Genomic DNA, 20723 nt, shown 5'->3' with positions numbered 1-20723 from the left:
GTAGTCTCGAAAAATGACCTTGAACCTCTCCGCCGACGAAGTCCTCACCACCACCCGTTCGGTGCGCAAGCGGCTCGATTTCGAGAAGCCGGTGCCGCGTGAGGTGTTGCTGGAGTGCCTCGAGCTCGCCATCCAGGCGCCGACCGGATCGAACAGTCAAGCGTGGCAGTGGGTGTTCGTCGACGACGCCGAGAAGAAGACGGCGCTCGCCGAGATTTATCGCAACAGCTGGAAGTTGTACCGCACGATGCCCGAACCCGAATACGCAGAGGGCGACAGCCGCGGGGAGCGGCGCCAGGCCGTGGTGTCGTCGGCCGAATACCTCGCCGAGAACATGGAAAAGGCGCCCTGGCTGCTGATCCCGTGCCTCGAGGGACGATGCGACGGTGTGCCCGGCGCCGTCAGCGCCAGCTTCCGGGGTTCACTGCTGCCCGCCGCGTGGAGCTACATGCTGGCGTTGCGCACGCGCGGTCTGGGCTCGGCGTGGACGACGCTGCACCTGTTGGGTGAGGGCGAGAAGCAGGCCGCCGACGTCCTGGGCATCCCGCACGACCAGTACAGCCAAGGCGGGCTGTTCCCGATCGCTTACACCAAGGGCACCGACTTCCGCCCGGCCAAGCGCCTGCCCGTCGAGCAGATCGCGCACTTCAACTCCTGGTGATGCTCAGGTCGCGCCGCTGAATCCGTGCTGGCGCCACGCCTCGTACACCGCGACGGCGGCGGCATTCGACAAGTTCAGCGAGCGCCTGCCGGCCAGCATCGGAATCCGCACCTGCGCGGTGATGTGCGGATCGGCCAGCGTCGCCTCGTCGAGGCCGGAGGGTTCGGGACCGAACATCAGCACGTCACCCGGCCGGTACTCGATGTCGGTGAACGACGTCGTCGCGTGGGCGGTGAATGCATAGACCCGCTCGGGCGCCATCGCGGACCATGCCGCGGCCAGATCGGGATGGACGGTCACCGACGCCAGGTCGTGATAGTCCAGGCCGGCCCGCCGCAACTTCGGCTCGGACAGGTCGAAGCCCAACGGTTCCACCAGGTGCAGTTCGCAGCCGGTGCCCGCCACCATCCGGATCGCGTTACCCGTGTTTGGCGCGATGCGCGGTGAGTAGAACATCAATCTGAACAACTGGCACCTCTGGGTGGAGAGCGCTTTCGGGGCGAAGGGATAATGCTCGCATGGTCGCGAAGAGCCTCTGGATGCAGAAGGTGGCGGCCGACCCCGGCCATTCCCACTGGTATATCGAGCGATTCCGCGCCATGGCGCGGGCCGGTGACGACCTGGCGGGTGAGGCGCGCCTGATCGACGCGATGGCCCCCCGGGGCGCCCACATCCTCGACGCCGGCTGCGGACCCGGCCGTCTGGGCGGCTACCTCGCCGCCGCCGGTCACCGCGTCGTCGGCGTCGACGTCGACCCCGCGCTGATCGAGGCGGCCGAACAGGACCATCCGGGCCCACAGTGGCTCGTCGGCGACCTCGCCGAACTCGACCTGCCCGGACGGGGCATCGCCGAGAAATTCGACGTCATCCTGTCGGCGGGCAACGTCATGACGTTCCTGGCGCCGAGCACCCGTGGCGAGGTGCTCACCCGGCTGCGCGCCCATCTCAAGGACGACGGGCGGGCGGTGATCGGCTTCGGCGCTGGGCGCGACTACGCGTTCGCCGACTTCTTCGACGACGCCTCGAACGCGGGTCTCGCGCCGGATCTGCTGTTGTCGACGTGGGATGTGCGGCCGTTCGCCGACGACTCCGACTTCCTCGTCGCGATCCTTCGCCCGGCGTAGGCGGGCGCTGCTGCCGGGGGGACATCACGATCGGGTCCCGGTATTTGCTCGGTATCCTCACACCGCTTTTCACCTGCGGTTTTGAACTCTGTCTGTTCAGTAAGAATGGTGGATTCGGCCGCACATCGCTGGCATACTCGTCCAATTGCCAGGGCCGGAACAGGCCCGCCAGGGTGGGCAGATCAGTAGAAAATCAGTGGGAAGTCTCATGAATGACGCGCCATCGCTGACGATGAAGCCGCCGGCCCTGCGAACGGGCGTGCGCCGATGAGCGTGTTCTCCCCGCGCGAACCCGAGCCACCGGTCAGACGGCCGTCGCGGTGGGCCTTATCCAACTGGCCGGTCCGGTGGAAAGTGCTCGCGATCGTCCTGGTGCCGTTGATCGTGGCCGCAACGTTCGCCGGCCTGCGCATCCACGGCGACGTGACCGCGGAGACCGATCTACGCCGCGCCGCCGAACGCGCCGAAATGGTGCCCGCGATCGAGCGCTACATGGAGGCGTTGGAAGCGGCGATGCTGGCCACCTCGGCCGACGGTGACATGCAGCCCGCCCTGAGCCGATTCGACAGCAGCCGCCGTGAACTCCAGCTCCGGATGGAGGCCACCGACGTCGCTCCGGACGTCCGCCAGGGCATCACCACCATGATCGACGACGGTCAGGCGCTGATGGACAGGGTCACCTCGAACAGCGTCGGACTGCGCGACAGCATCCAGGCCTACGCGCTGTTGCTGCTGCCCGCCGAGGATGCGGTGACCGGCTCGGTCCGCGTCGACGACGAACGCATCCGCGCGGAGACCGTCGGGCTGGCCCGGGCGATCGGGGCGCGCGGCCAGATGACGATGCAGACGCTCGCGCTCACCCGCGGTGCCGAGTTGCCCGAGCCCGAGTTGCGGACCGCCGTGATCGCACTTGCCGGCACCGAGCCGTCGACGTTGTTCGGTATGAGCCAGGTGCTCGGGGTGGGATCGCCCGAGGCCAAGACGCTGCAGGCCGAGTTCGTCAAGCGGATGGCGCTGATGACCGACCCGGCGGTGCCGCTGGCCAACAACCCCGAACTGCTGGGGTCGGTGGCCGCAACCGATCAGATCGCGTCCCAGATCATCGAGCGGACCACCGGGGCGGTCACGTCGGCCGTGCGGGATCGAGCCGACGCTCAGCGCACCACCTTGATCCGCGATGCGGTCATCGTCGGTGTGGCGATGCTGGTCGCGCTGATCATCGTGGTCCTGGTGGCGCGCACCCTGGTGCGACCGCTGCGGCGTCTGCGCGACAGCGCGCTCAAGGTCGCCCACGAAGACCTCGGCGCAGAAATCGAGCGGGTGCGTGCCGGTGGTGACGCCTCGCAGATCACCCCGATCCCGGTGCACACGACCGAGGAGGTGGGCCAGGTCGCCCATGCCGTGGACGAACTGCACGAGCAGGCCGTCTTCCTCGCCGCCGAACAGTCGCGGTTGCAGCTGCAGATCGGGGACATGTTCGAGACGCTCTCACGGCGCAGCCGCTCGCTGGTCGACCAGCAGTTGGCGTTGATCGACCGGCTGGAGCGCAACGAGGAGGACCCCGAGCGGCTCGAGAGCCTGTTCCGGCTGGACCATCTGGCCGCCCGGATGCGACGTAACGGCGCGAACCTTCTGGTGCTGTCCGGCGCGAGGGTTCCTCGCGAGCAGGCCGAGCCGGTTCCGGTCTCCGCGGTGATCAACGCCGCGGCCTCCGAGGTCGAGGACTACACCCGGGTCGTCACCGCGACCGTTCCCGACAGTGAGGTCGTCGGCGCCGTCGCCGGTGACCTGGTCCACCTGCTCGCCGAACTGCTCGACAACGCGCTGCGCTACTCGCCGCCGATCTCACAGGTGCGAGTGTCGGCCGTGCACACCGCCAACGGCGGACTGGTCATCGAGGTGAGTGACATCGGGCTCGGGATGACCGAGTCGGATCTGCGGGTGGCCAACTCCCGTCTGCAGTCAGGCGGACAGGTCGACCCCTACACCGCGCGGCACATGGGGTTGTTCGTCGTGGGGCGCCTCGCCGCGCAGCACGGGCTGGTGGTCCGGTTGCGGTCCACGATCGGTGGCGAGCCGGATTCGGGCACCACCGCGGGTGTGTACGTGCCGAGCGAGTTGTTGAGGCGACCCGGGGAGCCGCACCAGTTCAGCGAGCCCGAGTACGCCACGCCCGCCGACGCCCATTCGGGGATCGCGACGGCGCTGGCGCTCGACGAGCCGAGGCACGCCAATGGCCACTCTGATGCGCCGATTGCGGTCCTGCCGCAGCGCAACCCCGGCGCCAGCGGTATCGCGGCAACCCCGGACGAAGAAGTCGGGGAGCCGGAACCGGCCGGCCGGCCGACGGACACCTCGAGCTTCTTCGCGGCGCGGACCCAAGCGGCGGAATCGGCCGATGCCGACGACTCGATCTACCAGAGCATGCTCTCGGAGTGGCTGGTCGACCCCACCGAACTCGCCAACAGCGAGGACCTGAACTGGGAATCGGTCTGGGACCACGGCTGGTCGGCCGCAGCCGCCGCCGACGAGGCCCCGGTCACCGAAGTCACCGACGACGGGCTTCCGGTGCGCACCCCGGGTGCCCGCCTCGTGCCGGGCGCCGCACAGACCGGCGAGGTAGCATCGGCGGCTGAGTTCGGCGCGCAACCAGAAGCCTCGCAACGCGATCCTGACGCCGTTCGCGCCAGCATCAGCAGCCACTTCGGCGGGGTGCACGCCGGCCGCTCGCACGCACGAGAGACCAGAGGAACCGATACCGAATGACGTACCCGGCCCGTTCGACGCAGCGCGACTCGCTCGACTGGCTGGTCTCCAAATTCGCCCGCGAAGTGTCGGGGGTGACGCACGCGGTGCTGGTGTCCGCCGACGGGCTGCTGATGGCGGCCAGTGAGCACATCCCGACCGAGCGGGCCGACCAACTCGCGGCCGTGGCGTCCGGACTGGCCAGCCTGTCCACGGGTGCAGCGCAACTCTTCGACGGTGGCCACGTGCTGCAGTCGGTGGTCGAGATGGAGAACGGCTACCTGCTGTTGATGCGCGTCGGCGACGGCTCGAACCTGGCGACCCTGGCGGCACGGAACTGCGACATCGGCCAGATCGGTTACGAGATGGCGGTATTGGTCGAGCGGGTGGGCACCGTCGCCCAGTCGGCGCGACGGCGCGCACCCCAACATTCGTGAGCGGCCGATGGACCAGTGGGAGGGCGACGTCGCGGCCGAGCCGAGCCTGGTCCGGCCGTACATCCTGACCGCGGGCCGTACCGACTCCCGCATCTCGCTGCCGATGGAAGCGCCGATCGAGACGGTCGACTCGGCCAAGCCGCCGCGCTGGCCGGGTAACGACGTGCGCGGACAGATCGTGGCGATATGCGTCGACCGCCCGTCGGTTACCGAGATCGCTGTGAAGTTATCGTTGCCGCTCGGCGTGGCGCGGGTGCTCATCGGGGATCTCGTGACGCAGGGTTATGTGGCGGTCGGCAGCACCCTGGGCGAGTCGACCGACATCGACGAAAGACGTGAGTTGATAGGAAGGACACTGCGTGGCCTCAAGGCACTTTGAGGAGACCGCCTCCACGAAGATCGTCATCTCGGGTGGCTTCGGCGCCGGGAAGACGACGTTCGTCGGCGCGGTCTCCGAGATCATGCCGCTGCGGACCGAGGCCTTGGTGACCACCGCCTCGGCGGGCGTCGACGGACTCGAAGCCACGCCCCAGAAGAACACGACGACGGTGGCGATGGACTTCGGTCGCATAACCTTGGCCGATGACCTGGTGTTGTACCTGTTCGGCACGCCCGGTCAGCGCAGGTTCTGGTTCATGTGGGACGACCTCGTCCGCGGCGCGATCGGAGCCATCATCCTGGTCGACGTGCGGCGTCTACAGGACAGCTTCGCCGCAGTCGACTTCTTCGAGGCGCGCAACCTGCCCTTCCTCGTCGCGATCAACCAGTTCGACAGCGCGCCAAGGCATCCCGCTGCTGCGGTACGCAAGGCGTTGGCGCTTGGCGAGCACGTTCCGGTGATCACCGTCGACGCGCGAGACCGGCAGTCCGCCAAGGCGGCGTTGATCGCGATCACCGAATACGCTCTGGCGAACCTGACCTCCCTGCCCGGTTGACCGAGTGCGCCCCGACGAAACACTGTGGAGCGACGAGCACTACACCGGCCGCGACTTCCGCGACGACGACCTCAGCAGGCTACGCACCGAACGCGTGGTGTTCGACGAATGTGATTTCCGCGGCGTCGACCTCACCGAATCCGAACATGCCGGTTCGGCGTTTCGGAACTGCCGGTTCGAGCGAGCAACCCTGCACCACAGCGTATTCCGGCAGTGCAGCATGCTCGGATCGGTATTCACCGGAAGCCGCCTTCGGCCGATGACGCTGGTCGACGTCGACCTGACACTGGCCGTCCTCGGCGGATGTGATCTGCGGGGTGTGGATCTCACCGGATGCCGGTTGCGCGAGGCAGGCCTCGTCGACGCCGATCTGCGCAAGGCGGTGTTGCGCGGCGCGGATCTGAGCGGGGCGCGGGTGCAGAACCTGCGACTAGACGAGGCCGACCTTCGCGGCGCGAGGACCGACCCGTCACTGTGGACCACCGCCGGCCTCACCGGCGTGAAAATCGACGTCGACCAAGCGCTTGCGTTCGCCGCCGCGCACGGCCTGAACATCCACGGGGAATGATCCCCATCACGCACGGATATCGGCGCGCTAAGCGCTGCTCAGCCGAATCCGCCAGCGCACGAACGCCGTGTAGCCGATGGAGATCAGCGCCAGCATGGCCATGTCGAACAGCCATGTGCCCGCGCTGTGTTCCCAGTGTCGGTCGTTGGGCGTCAATGGGCCGGGCACCAACCGGATCAGGTCGATCGTCGAGGCCGAAGCCGCGAAACCCCAACGGGCAGGGGTGAACCAGGACATCTGGTCGAGCACGATCCGGTCCGTCACGGGGATCATGCCGCCCGAGAACACCAGCTGGGACATGATCGCCACCACCAGCAGCGGCATGATCTGTTCGTTGGACCTGGCCAACGCCGAGAGCGCCAGGCCCACCATCGCCGCGGCCACCGTCGTCACCGCGATGTCGACGAACAGCTCGATGCTGCGGTTGCCGATAAATGCACCGCTGTCGACGGCACCGGGACCCCAACCTTTGCCGATGATCGCGATCGCCGTCACGATCGCCGACTGGACGACCGCGAACAGGGTGAACACGAACACCTTCGCCAAAAGGTATGCGGTCGTTGACAATCCGACGGCCTGCTCGCGGCGGAAGATCGCCCGTTCGCCGATCAGCGCCCGGATGGTCAGCGCGGTGCCCATGAAAATGGCGCCGACGTTGAGCATGACCAGGATCTGGCCCGGCTCGTTGGGTGCCGGGCCGCCCTGCATCGCAGGCACGGGCACGCCGAACCCGACGTCACCGGGCACCGAGAGCGACAGCACGCCCATGATGAACGGCAGCAGCATCAGGAACGCGAAGTAGCCGCGGTCGGATACCACCAGTCGCACCTGTCGGCGCGCGATCGTCGAGAACTGCCGCCGCACGCTCGTGCTCGTCGGGCTGCCCAGATCGGACGGCTCCTCGGTCGGCGGTGGTGGTGGCGGAGGCCCGTGCTGGGACAGGAAGCGCTCGTTGGCCGCCTTGGGGTCGCTGGCCACCGAGCTGAAGATGTCGGCCCAGTTGGTGGTGCCCATCGACGGGCCGATCTGGCTGGGCGGGCCGTAGAACGCGGTCTTTCCGCCGGGCGCCAGCAGCAGCACCTGATCGCAGACGTCGAGATAGGTCAGCGAGTGCGTGACGACCAGCACGACGCGCCCGGCGTCGGCCAGTTGCCGCAGCATCGTCATCACCTGGCGGTCCAGTGCGGGGTCCAGACCCGAGGTCGGCTCGTCGAGGATCAGCAGCGACGGGCCGGTCAACAGTTCGAGCGCAACCGAAGCGCGCTTGCGCTGGCCGCCGGAGAGCTTGTCGACGCGGGTCTCCAGATGGTTGGTCATCTCGAGTTCCTCGAGCACCTGCATGACGACCTGTTCCCGGTCGGCCTTCGTGGTGTCCGGCGGCAGGCGCAGTTCCGCGGCGTACATCAGCGCCTGACGCACGGTCAGCTGACCGTGCACGACGTCGTCCTGGGGAACCATCCCGATCCGCGAGCGCAGCGACGCGTATTCGGCGTGCACGTTGTGGCCCTCGAAGGTCACCGTGCCCGTCGTCGGATGGGTGTAGCCGGCGACCAACCGGGCGAACGTCGACTTACCGGCGCCCGACGGGCCGATGATCGCGGTCAGCGTTCCCGGCCGCGCGGCGATCGAGATGTTGTCCAGCAGCGTTTTGTTGTTCTCGATCGTCCACGTGACGCCGTGGACTTCCAGTCCGCCGGTGCGGGTCGCGGCCTCGCTCTCGCTGCGGCGGACCAGCGTGCCGCCGGAGAAGACGAGGTCGATGTTGCCGATCGTGACCGTGTCACCGTCGCGAAGCAGCGCGGACTCCACGCGTGCACCGTTGACGAACGTGCCGTTGATGCTGCGGTTGTCGATGATCTCGGTACCGGCCGCCGTCGGCACCAGCGTGGCGTGGTGGCGCGAGGCCAGCACGTCGGGCACGACGATGTCGTTGTCGGTGGCTCGACCGATCTTGACTGCGCCGGGGACGTTGTCCGGCGGCCTGGTTCCCGGCCGCAGGATCTTGAGCATGCTCGTGGCGAGGTTGCCCTCGCTGGAGCGCGGCGCCGCGGTCGGTCCCATCATCGTCGCCGACTCGAGCGCCGGGGACGATATCACCTGACGCACCGGCTGTTGAGGGCTCGTATAGGCCGCGGGCTGCGGCGTGCTGGGATGACGGGGCGGGGGAGGCGCACTCGGGTAGGTCGGTTGCGGACGCGCCTGACCCGGCGGCGGACCGTATGGCCGCGTGGTGTGCGGAGCCGAGTGTGGACCCGAAACCGGCGGGGGCGGCGGCGCGGTGGGGTAGGTGCCCGTCGGTCGCTGGTTGGCGATCGGCACCGCCACGGTCGGCGTCCGGCCCACCGCGCCCTGATGGCGGCCGATCTCGAAAGTCAGTCGCGGACCGTCGGGATTGCCGATGTTGATCGTCTGACCGTCGTGGATGTCGACCGCGGAAACTCTGCGGTTGTTGACGAACATCCCGTTGAGGCTGCCGTTGTCGATCGCCACCCAGCGGCCCTGGTCAAAGCGCAACACCAGATGCGCACGGGAGATCAACGGATGGGCGATGCGAACGTCGGCGCGCAGATCGCGGCCGATGACGACGTCATTGCCCGCCGCGAAGGTTCGGGTCGATCCGTCGTACCGAACGGTCAGCGCGGGCGGGGCGGGTCGGCTCATCGTCGCCAACTCTAACGGTAGGCATGCGCGACCCGGTGCTCCGACCACGGAAGTTTGCCGGTCGTACGGCGAGTCGCGCGCTTATGGCGACGAAACGTGGTCACCATAGGTCATGGTGTCTCGGGCGCCTTTCCTGGTCTTCGGCATTGGCGGGCTCTGTGTCGTCGCGGCGTTCCTGGCGCCGACGGTCGATGCGCAAGGCGCCATAGCGATCGACGCCCGTGGGTTCGTCGACTCAAAAGCCCGTTGCGAGGCGCCATGGCAGCCAGCGGCTTTGGGCCGCACCCAGTTTGCGCTCGTCGCGATCTGCGAGCGGGGCAGCAGCTACGAGTACCGCGGGGTGCGGATGAGTGACGGTCTGGTGCTGACCGCGCCTGCCGTCGAAAACAGTGACGGCGTCTTCACCGTCGAGAACGAGGGCGCCACTTATACGTTCTCGCCCAAGGAACTCGTCGTCACCGCCGGAGACCAGGTTCTGGTGACCGAACCGATGGTGGCCTACGTCGAACCGCGGCCCGCCGTCGACGGCTGATAGTTGTCCGGCGCCCCGGTCAGCACACAGCGGGTGTGGCTGTAGATCGTCGGCATGCACTTGTTGCAGTGATCGCAGATCGACTGCACCGAGCTGTCGGCCTGGATGCGGTTGATCAGGTCCGGTTCGGCCAGCAACGCGCGTCCCATCGCCACGAATTCGAAGCCCTCGGCCATCGCGAGGTCCATCGACTCTCGGTTGGTGATGCCGCCCAACAGGATCAGCGGCATCTTCAATTCGGCGCGGAACTTCTGGGCGTGGCGCAACAGGAATGCGTCGCGGTAGGGGTATTGGCGCAGGAACTTCTTGCCGGTCATCCGAATGCCCCACCGGATCGGCGGCTTGAACGCGTTCGCGAACTCCTTGATCGGCGCGTCGCCGTGGAACAGGTACATCGGGTTGACCAGCGAACTGCCCGCCGTCAACTCGATGGCGTCCAGCCCGCCGTCCTCCTCGAGCCATTTCGCGGTCTGCAGCGACTCCTCGATCGGAATGCCGCCACGCACACCGTCGGTCATGGTCAGCTTCGCGGTCACCGCGATCGGGGCACCTTCCTTCTCCACCGCGCGCCGCACCGCCATGACGACGCCGCGGGCCACTTTGGCGCGGTTCTGAAGCGAGCCGCCGAACTCGTCGGTGCGGCGGTTGAGCAGCGGACTGAGGAACGAGCTGGCCAGGTAGTTGTGGCCGAGATGGATCTCGACCGCGTCGAAACCGGATTCGATCGCCAGGCGCGCGGCGTTGGCGTGGGCCTCGGTGACGTCGCGGATGTCCTCACGCGTGGCCTTCTTGGCGAACCGCATCGACAGCGGGTTGAAGAAGCGGATCGGCGCCAGCGCCTTGGCCTTGTTGGTCCGCGCATTCGCCACTGGGCCAGCATGGCCGATCTGTGCGCTGATCGCCGCGCCCTCGGCATGGACCGCTTCGGTCAGCCGCTTCAGCCCTGGCACCGCCTCAGGGCGCATCCAGATCTGCCAGCCGTCGGTGCGCCCGCCGGGAGCGACCGCGCAGTAGGCGACCGTCGTCATCCCGACTCCGCCGGCGGCGGGCAGCCGGTGGAAGTTGATCAGTTCGTCGGTGACGAGCGCGTTCGGCGTCGACGCCTCGAACGTCGCCGCCTTGATGATCCGGTTGCGCAGCGTCACCGGGCCGAGCTTGGCCGGGGTGAACACATTGGGCCGAGTGTTCATGGTCTCAGAGCATGCCAGACTGTGACGCGTGGGTGCGATCACACTGGACGGCAAGGCCACGCGCGACGAGATCTTCGTCGACCTCACCGAACGCGTCGCGGCGCTGACCGCGGCGGGACGTACGCCGGGGCTGGGCACGGTGCTCGTCGGCGACGATCCCGGCTCGCAGGCCTACGTGCGCGGTAAGCACTCCGACTGCGCGAAGGTCGGCATCAACTCGATCCGCCGCGACCTGCCCGCCGACATCAGCCAGGCCACGCTCGACGAGACGATCGACGAGCTCAACGCCAACCCCGAGTGCACCGGTTACATCGTGCAGTTGCCGCTGCCCAAGCACCTCAACGAGAACGCCGCGCTGGAGCGCGTCGACCCGGGCAAGGACGCAGACGGTCTGCATCCGACGAACCTCGGCAGGCTGGTTCTCAACGAACCGGCCCCGCTGCCGTGCACCCCGCGCGGGATCGTGCACCTGCTGCGCCGCTACGAGGTGGAGATCGCCGGCGCGCAGGTCGTCGTCATCGGCCGCGGTGTGACGGTCGGCCGCCCGCTCGGACTGCTGCTGACGCGTCGTTCGGAGAACGCGACGGTGACGTTGTGCCACACCGCGACTCGCCATCTTCCGGAGCTGGCCCGGGAGGCCGACATCATCATCGCCGCGGCGGGCATGCCGCACATGGTGACCGCCGAAATGGTGCGACCCGGCGCGGCGGTCGTCGACGTCGGGGTCAGCCGCGACGAGAACGGCAAGCTCGTCGGTGACGTCCACCCCGACGTCTGGGACGTCGCCGGCCACGTCTCGCCCAATCCGGGTGGCGTCGGCCCGCTGACGCGGGCGTTCCTTCTGACGAACGTGGTCGAGCGCGCGGAGGCACTGGCGGCGACGTGACGCCAAAGGAGTTCGCGCGCAAGGTTTTCGCGAGTCAGTGGCCGTTCTGGTCGGTCGGGCTGATCTTCGCCGCCGCGTTCGTCCTGGTGGTCGCGGGCTACTGGCGACGCGGCGCGCTGGTGATGGCGATCGGGGTCGGTGTGGCTGCAGCGCTGCGGCTGATGTTGAGCGACGAACGGGCGGGGCTGCTGGCGGTGCGAAGCCGAGGCGTCGATTTCGTCACCACCGCGACCGTCAGCGCGACGATGCTCTATGTCGCCTGGACCATCGACCCGCTGGGTACCAGCTAACGGCACAGTCGCCGAGACTTACGCTTTGGCGGGTTTTCCTCGACCATTTCCGCCAATACGTCGATCTCGGCGCGGCTGTCAGGCCAGCGTCGCCCGGATGCACACCGTGACGTACGGCAGCGCCAGCCCGGTGGAGTTGGCCAGCGCCGGGTGGGTCGACAGCAGCTCGCGCACACGGTCCAGGGTCCTGGTGCGCACCTGCTCCGGTGAGGTGATGCAGTAGCTGCGCGACGCCACCAGGTCGATAAGCGCCTGCGGGGTCAGATAACTGGTCCACTCGACCTGATGACGTTCGACATCGGTGAACGGTTCGGGCAGCGACACGGTGTTGCTGAACGGATCGTGTTCGTGACCGATGATGCGGCCGAGGTCTTTGACCCAGCCGAGCCGCTCGTCGCGGGTGTTCCACACCAGGCCCAGCCGACCGCCGGGGCGCAGCACGCGGGCGACCTCCTTGACCGCGATCTCGGGATCGAACCAGTGCCAGGCCTGGGCCACCAGCACGGCGTCCACGCTGTCGTCGGGCAGCGGGATCTCCTCGGCCGTGCCGAGCAGCGCGGGCGTCTCGGGAAGCGAACGACTCAGCAGGTCAAGCATTTCGGGAATCGGATCGACGGCGACGACGTCGAGGCCGCGCTCGACGAGGCGCGTGGTCAACTTGCCCGTGCCCGCCCCGAGGTCGAGCACCTTGGCGGCGGCCGACGGCAGCAGCCAGTCGATCGCCTCCGGCGGATACGACGGCCTACCGCGTTCGTAGGCCGCGGCTTCCGCGCCGAACGACAGCGAGCGATTTTGTTCCGGCCCGCTCACCGAGATGCCAGCTCCAGCGTTCGGCGGATCAGCTTGTTGACCGCGTCGGTCTCCACCAGGAAGCCGTCGTGCCCGTAGATCGACTCGACGACATCGAGTCCGGCGCAGCCGGGCAGCAATTCGGCCAGCTCCTCCTGCAGCCGAAGCGGGTAGAGCCGGTCGGAGGTGATGCCGCCGACCACGGCAGGCACACCACAGCCACGCAGCGCGGCCTCGACGCCACCGCGGTTCCGTCCGACGTCATGGCTCGACAGCGCCTCGGTGAGGGCCACATACGTGCCCGCGTCGAACCGCGACACCAGCTTTCGGCCCTGATGCTCCAGATAGCTCTGCACGGCGTAGCGGCCGCCGACGCCGGGGTCCTCGTCGTCCTGCGGATCGTTGGCGAACCGGGTGTCGAGCTCGAGTTCGCCGCGATAGGTCAGGTGGGCGAACCGGCGGGCGATCTCCATGCCGAGGTCGGGGGACAGGCCGGTGCCGTAGTAGTCGCCGTTCTGCCAGTTCGGGTCGGCCTTGATCGCGGCGACCTGTGAGCTCTGCGTGCCGATCTGGTCTGCGGTGGCACGCGCGCCGACGGCCAGCACCAGCCCCGAGCGCACCCTGTCCGGATGGCCGACCATCCACTCGAGCGCGCGGGCGCCACCCAACGAGCCGCCCATGACCGCGGCGACCTCGGTGATCCCGAACGCCTCCAGCGCGGCGATGTCGGCGCGCACCTGGTCGCGGACGGAGACGACCGGGAAACGCGAACCCCACGCCTTGCCGTCGGGATGCGGTGAGCTCGGGCCGGTGGAGCCGCGGCAGCCGCCGAGCACATTGGTCGCCACCGCGCACCAGCGGTCGGTGTCGATGGGTCCGCCGGGTCCCGCGACGCCGTCCCACCAGCCGGGGGTCGGGTGGTCGGGTCCTGCCGGACCGGTGATGTGCGAATCGCCGGTCAGCGCGTGCAGCACGACGACGACGTTGTCGCGCTCGGGCGACAACTCGCCCCAGCGCTGCACGGCGATCGACACGTCGTCGATGACCGCGCCGTTCTCCAGCGTCAGCGGGCCGATATCGACCACTTCGATCTCGCCTTCAACCGGCAGGGTCAAGGTGGGTACCTCCGATATCGTCATCAGAACGCCGCCGTGGTGCTCGGATCAATGCGTCTTGGAGAGCTGAACGGCTTGGCGGCGGCGAAGCCCTGCTCCAGATCGGCCAGGATGTCGTCGATGCCCTCGATGCCAACCGCCAGGCGCACCAGCCCGGGCGTGACACCGCTGGCCAACTGCTCCTCGGGTGAGAGCTGCGCATGTGTCGTGGAAGCGGGATGGATCACCAGCGAGCGCACATCGCCGATGTTGGCGACATGGCTGTGCAGGGTCAGCGCGTTGACGAAGGCCTTTCCGGCCTCGACCCCGCCCGCCAACTCGAACGCGAGCACGGCGCCGGTCCCCTTGGGCGCCAACTTCTTTCCGAGCTCATACCAGGGAGACGACGGCAACCCGGCGTAATTGACCGAGATGACATGCTCATGCCCCGCTAGATAATCGGCGACCTTCCGTGCATTCTCGACATGTCGCTCGACGCGCAGGCTCAACGTCTCTAGTCCCTGGGCAACCAGGAACGCGTTGAACGGCGACGCCGCCGAACCCAGGTCGCGCAGCAGCTGAACGCGCGCCTTCAGCGCGAACGCGGGCGGGCCGAGTTCGGCGAACACAACGCCGTGATAGCTGGGGTCGGGCTCGGTGAAGCCGGGGAACTTGCCGTTGGTCCAGTCAAAGGTGCCCCCATCGACAATGACACCGGCGATCGTTGTTCCGTGCCCACCGAGGTACTTGGTGGCGGAGTGCACGACGATGTCGGCGCCGTGGCTCAACGGTTGGATCAGATACGGCGTGGCGATCGTGTTGTCGACGATCAGCGGTACGCCGGCGTCGTGGGCGACGCCCGAGACGCCCGGGATGTCGAGCACGTCGATCTTCGGATTGGAGATCGTCTCGGCGAAGAACGCCGTGGTGTTCGGCCGCACCGCAGCGCCCCAGGAGTCGAGGTCGTCGGCGTCTTCGACGAAGCTGACCTCGATGCCCAGCTTCGGCAGCGAGTAGTGGAACAGGTTGTAGGTGCCGCCGTACAGCCGTGGGCTGGACACGATGTGGCCACCCGTGTCGGCGAGGTTGAGAATCGCGAACGTCGATGCGGCCTGACCGGAGGCCAGAAACAGTGCGGCGACACCGCCCTCGAGCGCGGCGATGCGCTGCTCGACCGCGTCCTGGGTCGGGTTCATGATCCGCGTGTAGATGTTGCCCGGCTCGGCGAGGCCGAACAGTGCGGCGGCGTGATCGGTGCTGTCGAACGTGTACGACGTGGTCTGGTAGATGGGCAGCGCCCGCGCGTTCGTCGCGCTGTCGGGGGTCTGTCCGGCGTGGACCTGTTTGGTTTCGAACGCCCACCGCGCGGTCGGGTCATCGTGTTCGGTGCTCATAGCTTCTCCTGTTGTGAGGGGCCGAAAAGGGGCATTTCACGCACTCAGCGGTAACTGCGCACGCCGGACCTCCACTGTCTTCTCTGGGGGCCCGTCACAACGGACCCGCGCTTGCCGGTAACCGCTTGTCAGCGGGTACTCAACCTGGTCATCACCCGGGGCACCCCACCGCGGTTGGAGGGTTGCCGACCAGCAAGCCGGGGCTTGTCGCTGGCACTCATGACCGATGAGAAGCTTATCGCACGTCACCTGCGTCTGCCAGCAAGGGATGCCGACGACTGGCTACCCGCCGGTAACGGATCACAGTGCTTCCCGGCGGACCCCCTGGCTCACACAGAGCACCGGGTACGGCGCAATACTGGTAGTCGACTGACCGAGGCCTGAACCGATTAGCGAGCCGGGAGAACCCCACATGACTGCCGAGCAGCCGACCATCATCTACACGCTGACCGACGAGGCGCCGCTGCTGGCGACCTACGCGTTCCTGCCGATCATTCGCACGTTCACCGAGCCGGCGGGCATCAACGTCGAGACCAGTGACATCTCGGTGGCCGCACGCATTCTCGCGGAGTTCTCCGACCGCCTCACCGACGAGCAGCGGGTGCCCGACAACCTGGCGCGGCTGGGCGAACTCACGGAGAGTCCCGACACCAACATCATCAAGCTGCCCAACATCAGCGCCTCGGTGCCGCAGCTGTTGGCCGCCATCAAGGAGCTCAAGGCCAAGGGTTACGACCTGCCGGACTATCCCGGCGAGCCAAAGAACGACGAGGAAAAAGAGATCAAGGACCGCTACGCCAAGGTTCTCGGCAGCGCGGTCAACCCGATTCTGCGACAGGGCAATTCGGATCGACGTGCACCGAAGGCGGTCAAGGAGTACGCGCGCAAGCATCCGCACAGCATGGGCGAGTGGTCGATGGCGTCGCGCACGCACGTGGCGACCATGAAGAAGGGCGACTTCTACCACGGCGAGAAGTCGATGACGCTCGATAAGGACCGCAAGGTCAAGATGGTGCTCGAGACACAACGTCCAGATGGGTCGAGCGAGACGATCGTGCTCAAGCCGGAGGTGGCGCTCGACGACGGCGACATCATCGACAGCATGTTCATGAGTAAGAAGGCGCTCTGCGAATTCTTCGAAGAACAGATCGAGGACGCCTACAAGACCGGCGTGATGTTCTCGCTGCACGTCAAGGCGACGATGATGAAGGTGTCGCACCCGATCGTGTTCGGCCACGCGGTGAAGGTGTTCTACAAGGACGCGTTCGCCAAGCACCAGAAGGTGCTCGACGAGCTCGGCGTGAACGTCAACAACGGCATGTCCGACCTCTACGACAAGATCCAGGCGCTGCCCGCCTCGCAGCGTGAGGAGATCGTCCAGGACATCCACGCCGTGCACGAGCACCGGCCGGAACTGGCGATGGTGGATTCGGCCCGCGGCATCACGAACTTCCATTCGCCGAGTGACGTGATCGTCGACGCGTCGATGCCCGCCATGATCCGGCTCGGCGGCAAGATGTACGGCGCCGACGGGCGGACCAAGGACACCAAGGCGGTCAACCCCGAGTCCACGTTTAGCCGGATCTACCAGGAGATGGTCAACTTCTGTAAGACCCACGGGCAGTTCGATCCGACGACCATCGGCACCGTACCTAACGTGGGGTTGATGGCGCAGAAGGCCGAGGAGTACGGCAGCCACGACAAGACGTTCGAGATCCCCGAGGACGGCGTCGCCAACATCGTCGACGTCCACACCGGCGAGGTGCTGATGACCCAGAACGTCGAGACCGGCGACATCTGGCGCATGCCGGTGGTCAAGGACGCCGCAATCCGCGACTGGGTGAAGCTGGCCGTGACGAGGGCGCGGGCCTCGGACATGACCGCGCTGTTCTGGCTCGACACCGAGCGTCCGCACGAGGTGGAGCTGCGCAAGAAGGTCAAGGAGTACCTCAAGGAGCACGACACCGAGGGGCTACACATCCAGATCATGCCGCAGGTGTGGGCCATGCGGTACACGCTGGAACGGTTGATTCGCGGCCAGGACACCATCGCCGTGACCGGAAACATCTTGCGCGACTACCTGACTGACCTGTTCCCGATTCTAGAGCTGGGCACCAGCGCGAAGATGCTGTCGATCGTGCCGCTGATGGCCGGCGGCGGCATGTACGAGACCGGTGCGGGTGGGTCTGCGCCCAAGCACGTCCACCAGCTGGTCGAGGAGAACCACCTGCGTTGGGATTCGCTCGGCGAGTTCCTCGCTCTGGGAGCGTGTTTCGAGGACATCGGGCGCAAGACCGAGAACAAGCGGGCCGTTCTGTTGGGCAGGACGCTGGACTCGGCCATCGGAAAACTGTTGGACAACAACAAGAGCCCTTCGCGCAAGACCGGTGAGCTCGACAACAGGGGCAGCCAGTTCTATCTGGCGATGTACTGGGCGCAGGAGCTTGCCGAGCAGACCGACGACCAGGAGCTCGCCGACCACTTCGCCGACCTCGCGAAGTCGTTGGCCGACAACGAGGATGCGATCGTCAACGAGCTCATCGAGGTGCAGGGCGACTCGGTCGACATCGGCGGGTACTACTACCCGGACCCGGAGAAGACCACCGCGGTGATGCGGCCCAGCAAGACGCTGAACTCGGTGCTGGAGGGCGCGACGAGCGAGCCGGTGACGAAGCTCTAACCGCCGAGCGCCTCCCGCGGCGGCGCGGCGTGCCGGTCGACGAAGTCGACGATCAGGTCGGCCACGCGCTGCGGCGCCTCGTACATCGGAATGTGGCCCACGTCGTCGAGGTGGGTGACCTGCGTGCTCTCGGGCAGCTGCTGGGTGAAGTGGCGGGTGAACCGCGGATGCGGCAGCACCCGGTCCTTCTCGCAGATCACCAGGTGGGTGGGGCACGCGCTTTCGGCCAGTTCCAGCAGACCCGGCGTCAGCAGCGACTTCACCAGCAGCTGGTAGTAGGCCGGGCAGTGGGTGACGTCGTCGATGATGTCGATGAGGTCGTCGTCGGACAACCGGTCCGGCGTGGCGCTGATGGGGAAGTGGGCCAGCCAGCGCGTGAAGGGGAGCTTCAGCACGCGTTGCCGGAACGCCAGGGTGAACACCCACACCGGGAAGCCGGCCAGGAACTTGCCGACGATCTCGAACTTCGCGGGCGTGTACCGACTCCACCCGCCGGCCGGCGCGATCCCGGTCAGCGTGCGTGCGCGGCCGCGGCGCTCCAACTCGAAGGCCACCCAACCCCCGAGCGAGTTACCGACGATGTGGGCGGTGTCCCAGCCCAGCGCGTCCATCCTGCGTTCGACGTCGTCGGCGAGCTCTTTGGTGTCGAGGAATCGGTGCCCCTTCACCCCGCCGTTGTGCCCGGGCATCGTCGGAGCCAGCACCTCGAAGCGGCCGGTGTCGGCGATGAGCGGGGCGACCTTTTTCCAGACGTTCTGCGACATCATGAACGGGTGTAGCAACACGATGGGCTCGCCTGAGCCGACGTGGAGCGGGTCGCGCGGCGATTTTCTAGCCATCAGCCCGACAGTAAAGGTGATACCGGCGGTACCGCAAGTGCGTCGGTATGGTCTGCCGCTGTGACCTCGCTGATCGTCAGCACCATCAACGTCAACGGCATCCGCGCCGCGGTCAAGGAGCGTTCGCTGCAGAACCGCGGCCTGCTGCCGTGGCTGGCGTCGACCCCGGCCGACGTGATCTGCCTGCAGGAAACCCGCGCCGACGATGCCCAGCTCGCGGCCGCGTTGGCACCCGCCCTGGCCGACGGTTGGCGCCTGGCGTCGGCCGAACCGCACGTCAAGGGTCGCAGCGGCGTGGCCGTGCTGTCGCGCCACCCGATCTCGGCGTCGCGGCTGCTCGAGTCCGACGAGTTCGGCGCGCACGGCCGTTATCTGGAGGTCGACACCGCCGGGGTGACGGTCGCGAGCGTCTACGTCAGGACCGGCGAGGCGGAGACGGACCGCCAGCTCGAAAAGGAACGGTTCATGGCCGAGCTCGCCGCTCGGATGGCGACGCTGACCTACCGCGAGACCGTCGTATGCGGCGACTGGAACATCGCCCACACCACCAACGACATCAAGAACTGGAAGGGAAACCTCAAGAAGTCCGGGTTCCTGCCGGGTGAGCGACAGTGGCTCACCGCGCTGCTCGCCTCGGGTTGGGTGGACGTGGTTCGCGAGTTGCACCCCGACCAGCCGGGTCCGTACGCGTGGTGGTCGTGGCGGGGCCGCGCCTTCGACAACGACGCCGGCTGGCGCATCGACTACCAATTGGCCACCAAGGCGCTGGCGGAGCGGGCCGTCGCTGCCCGGGTGGAGCGCGCCGAGGCGTATGCGCTGCGCTGGTCGGACCACGCGCCGGTGACGGTCGAATACCGGTCGCGTGAAATGATCGGGCGATCATGAGCAGTTCGCCGAAACCCGTCGTCTTCTCCGGTGTCCAACCGACCTCCGACTCGCTGCACCTCGGCAATGCGCTGGGAGCGATCCAGCAGTGGGTCGGCCTCCAGGACGACCACGACGCGTTCTTCTGCGTGGTGGACCTGCACGCGATCACGATCCCGCAAGACCCCGAGCGGCTGAGGCGGCGCACGCTGGTCACGGCCGCGCAGTACCTCGCGCTGGGCATCGACCCGGGCCGGGCCACGGTCTTCGTGCAGAGCCATGTTCCGGCGCACGCCGAATTGGCTTGGGTACTCGGCTGTTTCACCGGTTTCGGGCAGGCGTCGCGGATGACGCAGTTCAAGGACAAATCGCAGAAGGAAGGCAACGAGGCCACCACCGTGGGGTTGTTCACCTATCCGGTGCTGATGGCCGCCGATGTGCTGTTGTACGACACCGAGCTCGTGCCGGTCGGGGAGGACCAACGCCAACATCTGGAGCTGGCACGCGATGTGGCGCAACGGGTCAACTCCCGCTTCCCGGACACCTTCGTCATCCCCGAGCCGATGATCCCGAAGGCGACGGCCAAGATCTACGACCTGCAGGACCCGACGTCCAAGATGAGCAAATCCGCGGGAACCGAGGCCGGCCTGATCGGCCTGCTCGACGATCCGAAGGCGTCGGCCAAAAAGATCCGCTCGGCCGTCACCGACAGCGACCGCGAGGTGCGTTACGACCCCGACGCCAAACCCGGCGTCTCGAACCTGCTGACCATCCAGTCGGCGGTCACCGGCTCCGACATCGACAAGCTTGTCGAGGGTTACGCGGGTCGCGGATACGGCGACCTCAAGGCGGACACCGCGGAGGCCGTCGTCGAGTTCGTGACACCCATCAAGGAACGGGTCGACGAACTGCTCGCCGATCCCGCCGAGTTGGAATCGATTCTGGCGGTGGGCGCCGAACGGGCCCGCGACGTGTCTGCGACGACACTGCGCCGGGTATATGACCGGTTGGGGTTTCTGCGGCCGGGGGGCTGA

General features: G+C 67.3%; 20 protein-coding genes and 1 riboswitch. Of the genes, 13 read left to right on the top strand and 7 right to left on the bottom strand.

Translation table 11 applies throughout. From position 1 onward, the window contains the following. The first annotated feature begins 13 nt into the window (after window positions 1–13). Window positions 14–661 (top strand): nitroreductase family protein, encoded by a 648-nt coding sequence (locus tag A5790_RS21990; protein WP_066849237.1) that lies wholly within the window; start codon window positions 14–16, stop codon window positions 659–661. A 3-nt stretch (window positions 662–664) separates the two neighbouring features. Here A5790_RS21990 and A5790_RS21985 read toward each other — a convergent pair whose 3' ends face one another. After that, entirely contained in the window at window positions 665–1129 is a 465-nt protein-coding gene (locus A5790_RS21985; RefSeq protein ID WP_066849235.1) for a tRNA (cytidine(34)-2'-O)-methyltransferase, read from the bottom strand. 50 nt (window positions 1130–1179) lie between these two features. Here A5790_RS21985 and A5790_RS21980 point away from each other — a divergent pair, with 50 nt between their 5' ends. The 6 genes from A5790_RS21980 to A5790_RS21955 all read left to right on the top strand — a co-directional run bounded on the left by A5790_RS21980 (window position 1180) and on the right by A5790_RS21955 (window position 6470). Beyond that, window positions 1180–1785, top strand: a complete 606-nt coding sequence (locus tag A5790_RS21980; RefSeq protein WP_066849233.1) for a bifunctional 2-polyprenyl-6-hydroxyphenol methylase/3-demethylubiquinol 3-O-methyltransferase UbiG — start codon at window positions 1180–1182, stop codon at window positions 1783–1785. A 267-nt stretch (window positions 1786–2052) separates the two neighbouring features. Then, window positions 2053–4551, top strand: a complete 2499-nt coding sequence (locus tag A5790_RS21975; protein ID WP_066849231.1) for an ATP-binding protein — start codon at window positions 2053–2055, stop codon at window positions 4549–4551. Further along, window positions 4548–4967 (top strand): roadblock/LC7 domain-containing protein, encoded by a 420-nt coding sequence (locus A5790_RS21970; RefSeq protein ID WP_066849230.1) that lies wholly within the window; start codon window positions 4548–4550, stop codon window positions 4965–4967. Before A5790_RS21975 ends, A5790_RS21970 begins: the two co-directional genes overlap by 4 nt. Before the next feature lie 7 nt (window positions 4968–4974). After that, window positions 4975–5346 (top strand): DUF742 domain-containing protein, encoded by a 372-nt coding sequence (locus A5790_RS21965; RefSeq protein WP_066849229.1) that lies wholly within the window; start codon window positions 4975–4977, stop codon window positions 5344–5346. Next, window positions 5327–5902, top strand: a complete 576-nt coding sequence (locus A5790_RS21960; RefSeq protein ID WP_066849228.1) for an ATP/GTP-binding protein — start codon at window positions 5327–5329, stop codon at window positions 5900–5902. Before A5790_RS21965 ends, A5790_RS21960 begins: the two co-directional genes overlap by 20 nt. A gap of 4 nt (window positions 5903–5906) precedes the next feature. Continuing rightward, window positions 5907–6470, top strand: a complete 564-nt coding sequence (locus A5790_RS21955; RefSeq protein WP_066849226.1) for a pentapeptide repeat-containing protein — start codon at window positions 5907–5909, stop codon at window positions 6468–6470. 27 nt (window positions 6471–6497) lie between these two features. On the opposite strand, the gene A5790_RS21950 is transcribed toward A5790_RS21955, so the two are convergent. Then, window positions 6498–9131, bottom strand: a complete 2634-nt coding sequence (locus A5790_RS21950; protein ID WP_066849224.1) for an FHA domain-containing protein — start codon at window positions 9129–9131, stop codon at window positions 6498–6500. Between the two features lie 115 nt (window positions 9132–9246). Here A5790_RS21950 and A5790_RS21945 point away from each other — a divergent pair, with 115 nt between their 5' ends. Further along, entirely contained in the window at window positions 9247–9663 is a 417-nt protein-coding gene (locus tag A5790_RS21945) for a hypothetical protein (protein ID WP_126315890.1), read from the top strand. Here the strand turns inward: A5790_RS21945 and A5790_RS21940 are convergent. Then, on the bottom strand, window positions 9630–10853 hold the full coding sequence (locus A5790_RS21940; RefSeq protein ID WP_066849219.1) for an NADH:flavin oxidoreductase: 1224 nt from the start codon (window positions 10851–10853) through the stop codon (window positions 9630–9632). The two genes, A5790_RS21945 and A5790_RS21940, sit on opposite strands and share 34 nt — an antisense overlap. Before the next feature lie 28 nt (window positions 10854–10881). On the opposite strand from A5790_RS21940, the gene A5790_RS21935 reads away from it, so the two are divergent. Continuing rightward, window positions 10882–11739: a bifunctional methylenetetrahydrofolate dehydrogenase/methenyltetrahydrofolate cyclohydrolase gene (locus A5790_RS21935; RefSeq protein ID WP_064394250.1), complete on the top strand. Its 858-nt coding sequence runs from the start codon at window positions 10882–10884 to the stop codon at window positions 11737–11739. Beyond that, window positions 11736–12029 carry a DUF3017 domain-containing protein gene (locus A5790_RS21930; RefSeq protein WP_064394249.1) on the top strand — a complete coding sequence of 98 codons (294 nt, stop codon included), beginning with the start codon at window positions 11736–11738 and terminating at the stop codon, window positions 12027–12029. The genes A5790_RS21935 and A5790_RS21930 overlap by 4 nt, the downstream gene beginning before the upstream one ends. Before the next feature lie 78 nt (window positions 12030–12107). On the opposite strand, the gene A5790_RS21925 is transcribed toward A5790_RS21930, so the two are convergent. Genes A5790_RS21925 through A5790_RS21915 form a run of 3 tightly spaced genes read right to left on the bottom strand, consistent with a single transcriptional unit; the run spans window position 12108 to window position 15306 of the window. Beyond that, window positions 12108–12839 (bottom strand): class I SAM-dependent methyltransferase, encoded by a 732-nt coding sequence (locus A5790_RS21925; RefSeq protein ID WP_197696859.1) that lies wholly within the window; start codon window positions 12837–12839, stop codon window positions 12108–12110. Then, window positions 12836–13957, bottom strand: coding sequence for a homoserine O-acetyltransferase (locus A5790_RS21920; protein WP_066849209.1), 1122 nt, complete (start codon window positions 13955–13957; stop codon window positions 12836–12838). The genes A5790_RS21925 and A5790_RS21920 overlap by 4 nt, the downstream gene beginning before the upstream one ends. Further along, a complete protein-coding gene (locus A5790_RS21915) occupies window positions 13957–15306 on the bottom strand; it encodes a bifunctional o-acetylhomoserine/o-acetylserine sulfhydrylase (protein WP_066849206.1) in 1350 nt (449 codons plus the stop codon). Before A5790_RS21915 ends, A5790_RS21920 begins: the two co-directional genes overlap by 1 nt. A 102-nt stretch (window positions 15307–15408) precedes the next feature. Continuing rightward, window positions 15409–15531: riboswitch (SAM riboswitch) on the bottom strand. A 187-nt stretch (window positions 15532–15718) separates the two neighbouring features. On the opposite strand from A5790_RS21915, the gene A5790_RS21910 reads away from it, so the two are divergent. Then, on the top strand, window positions 15719–17986 hold the full coding sequence (locus A5790_RS21910) for an NADP-dependent isocitrate dehydrogenase (RefSeq protein WP_066849201.1): 2268 nt from the start codon (window positions 15719–15721) through the stop codon (window positions 17984–17986). Here A5790_RS21910 and A5790_RS21905 read toward each other — a convergent pair. Further along, window positions 17983–18825, bottom strand: coding sequence for an alpha/beta fold hydrolase (locus A5790_RS21905; RefSeq protein ID WP_066849199.1), 843 nt, complete (start codon window positions 18823–18825; stop codon window positions 17983–17985). The two genes, A5790_RS21910 and A5790_RS21905, sit on opposite strands and share 4 nt — an antisense overlap. Window positions 18826–18894: 69 nt before the next feature. Here A5790_RS21905 and A5790_RS21900 point away from each other — a divergent pair, with 69 nt between their 5' ends. Both A5790_RS21900 and trpS read left to right on the top strand, forming a co-directional pair. Then, a complete protein-coding gene (locus A5790_RS21900; protein ID WP_066849785.1) occupies window positions 18895–19710 on the top strand; it encodes an exodeoxyribonuclease III in 816 nt (271 codons plus the stop codon). Next, the gene (gene trpS / locus A5790_RS21895; RefSeq protein WP_066849196.1) at window positions 19707–20723 is read left to right on the top strand and encodes a tryptophan--tRNA ligase; all 1017 of its coding nucleotides are present in this window, start codon (window positions 19707–19709) and stop codon (window positions 20721–20723) included. The genes A5790_RS21900 and trpS overlap by 4 nt, the downstream gene beginning before the upstream one ends.

Source organism: Mycobacterium sp. 852002-51152_SCH6134967, assembly GCF_001667105.1.
GTDB lineage: Bacteria > Actinomycetota > Actinomycetes > Mycobacteriales > Mycobacteriaceae > Mycobacterium > Mycobacterium neumannii_A.
The sequence above is the reverse complement of the archived record's forward strand: the minus strand, read 5'-3'. Positions and strand labels throughout refer to the sequence as shown.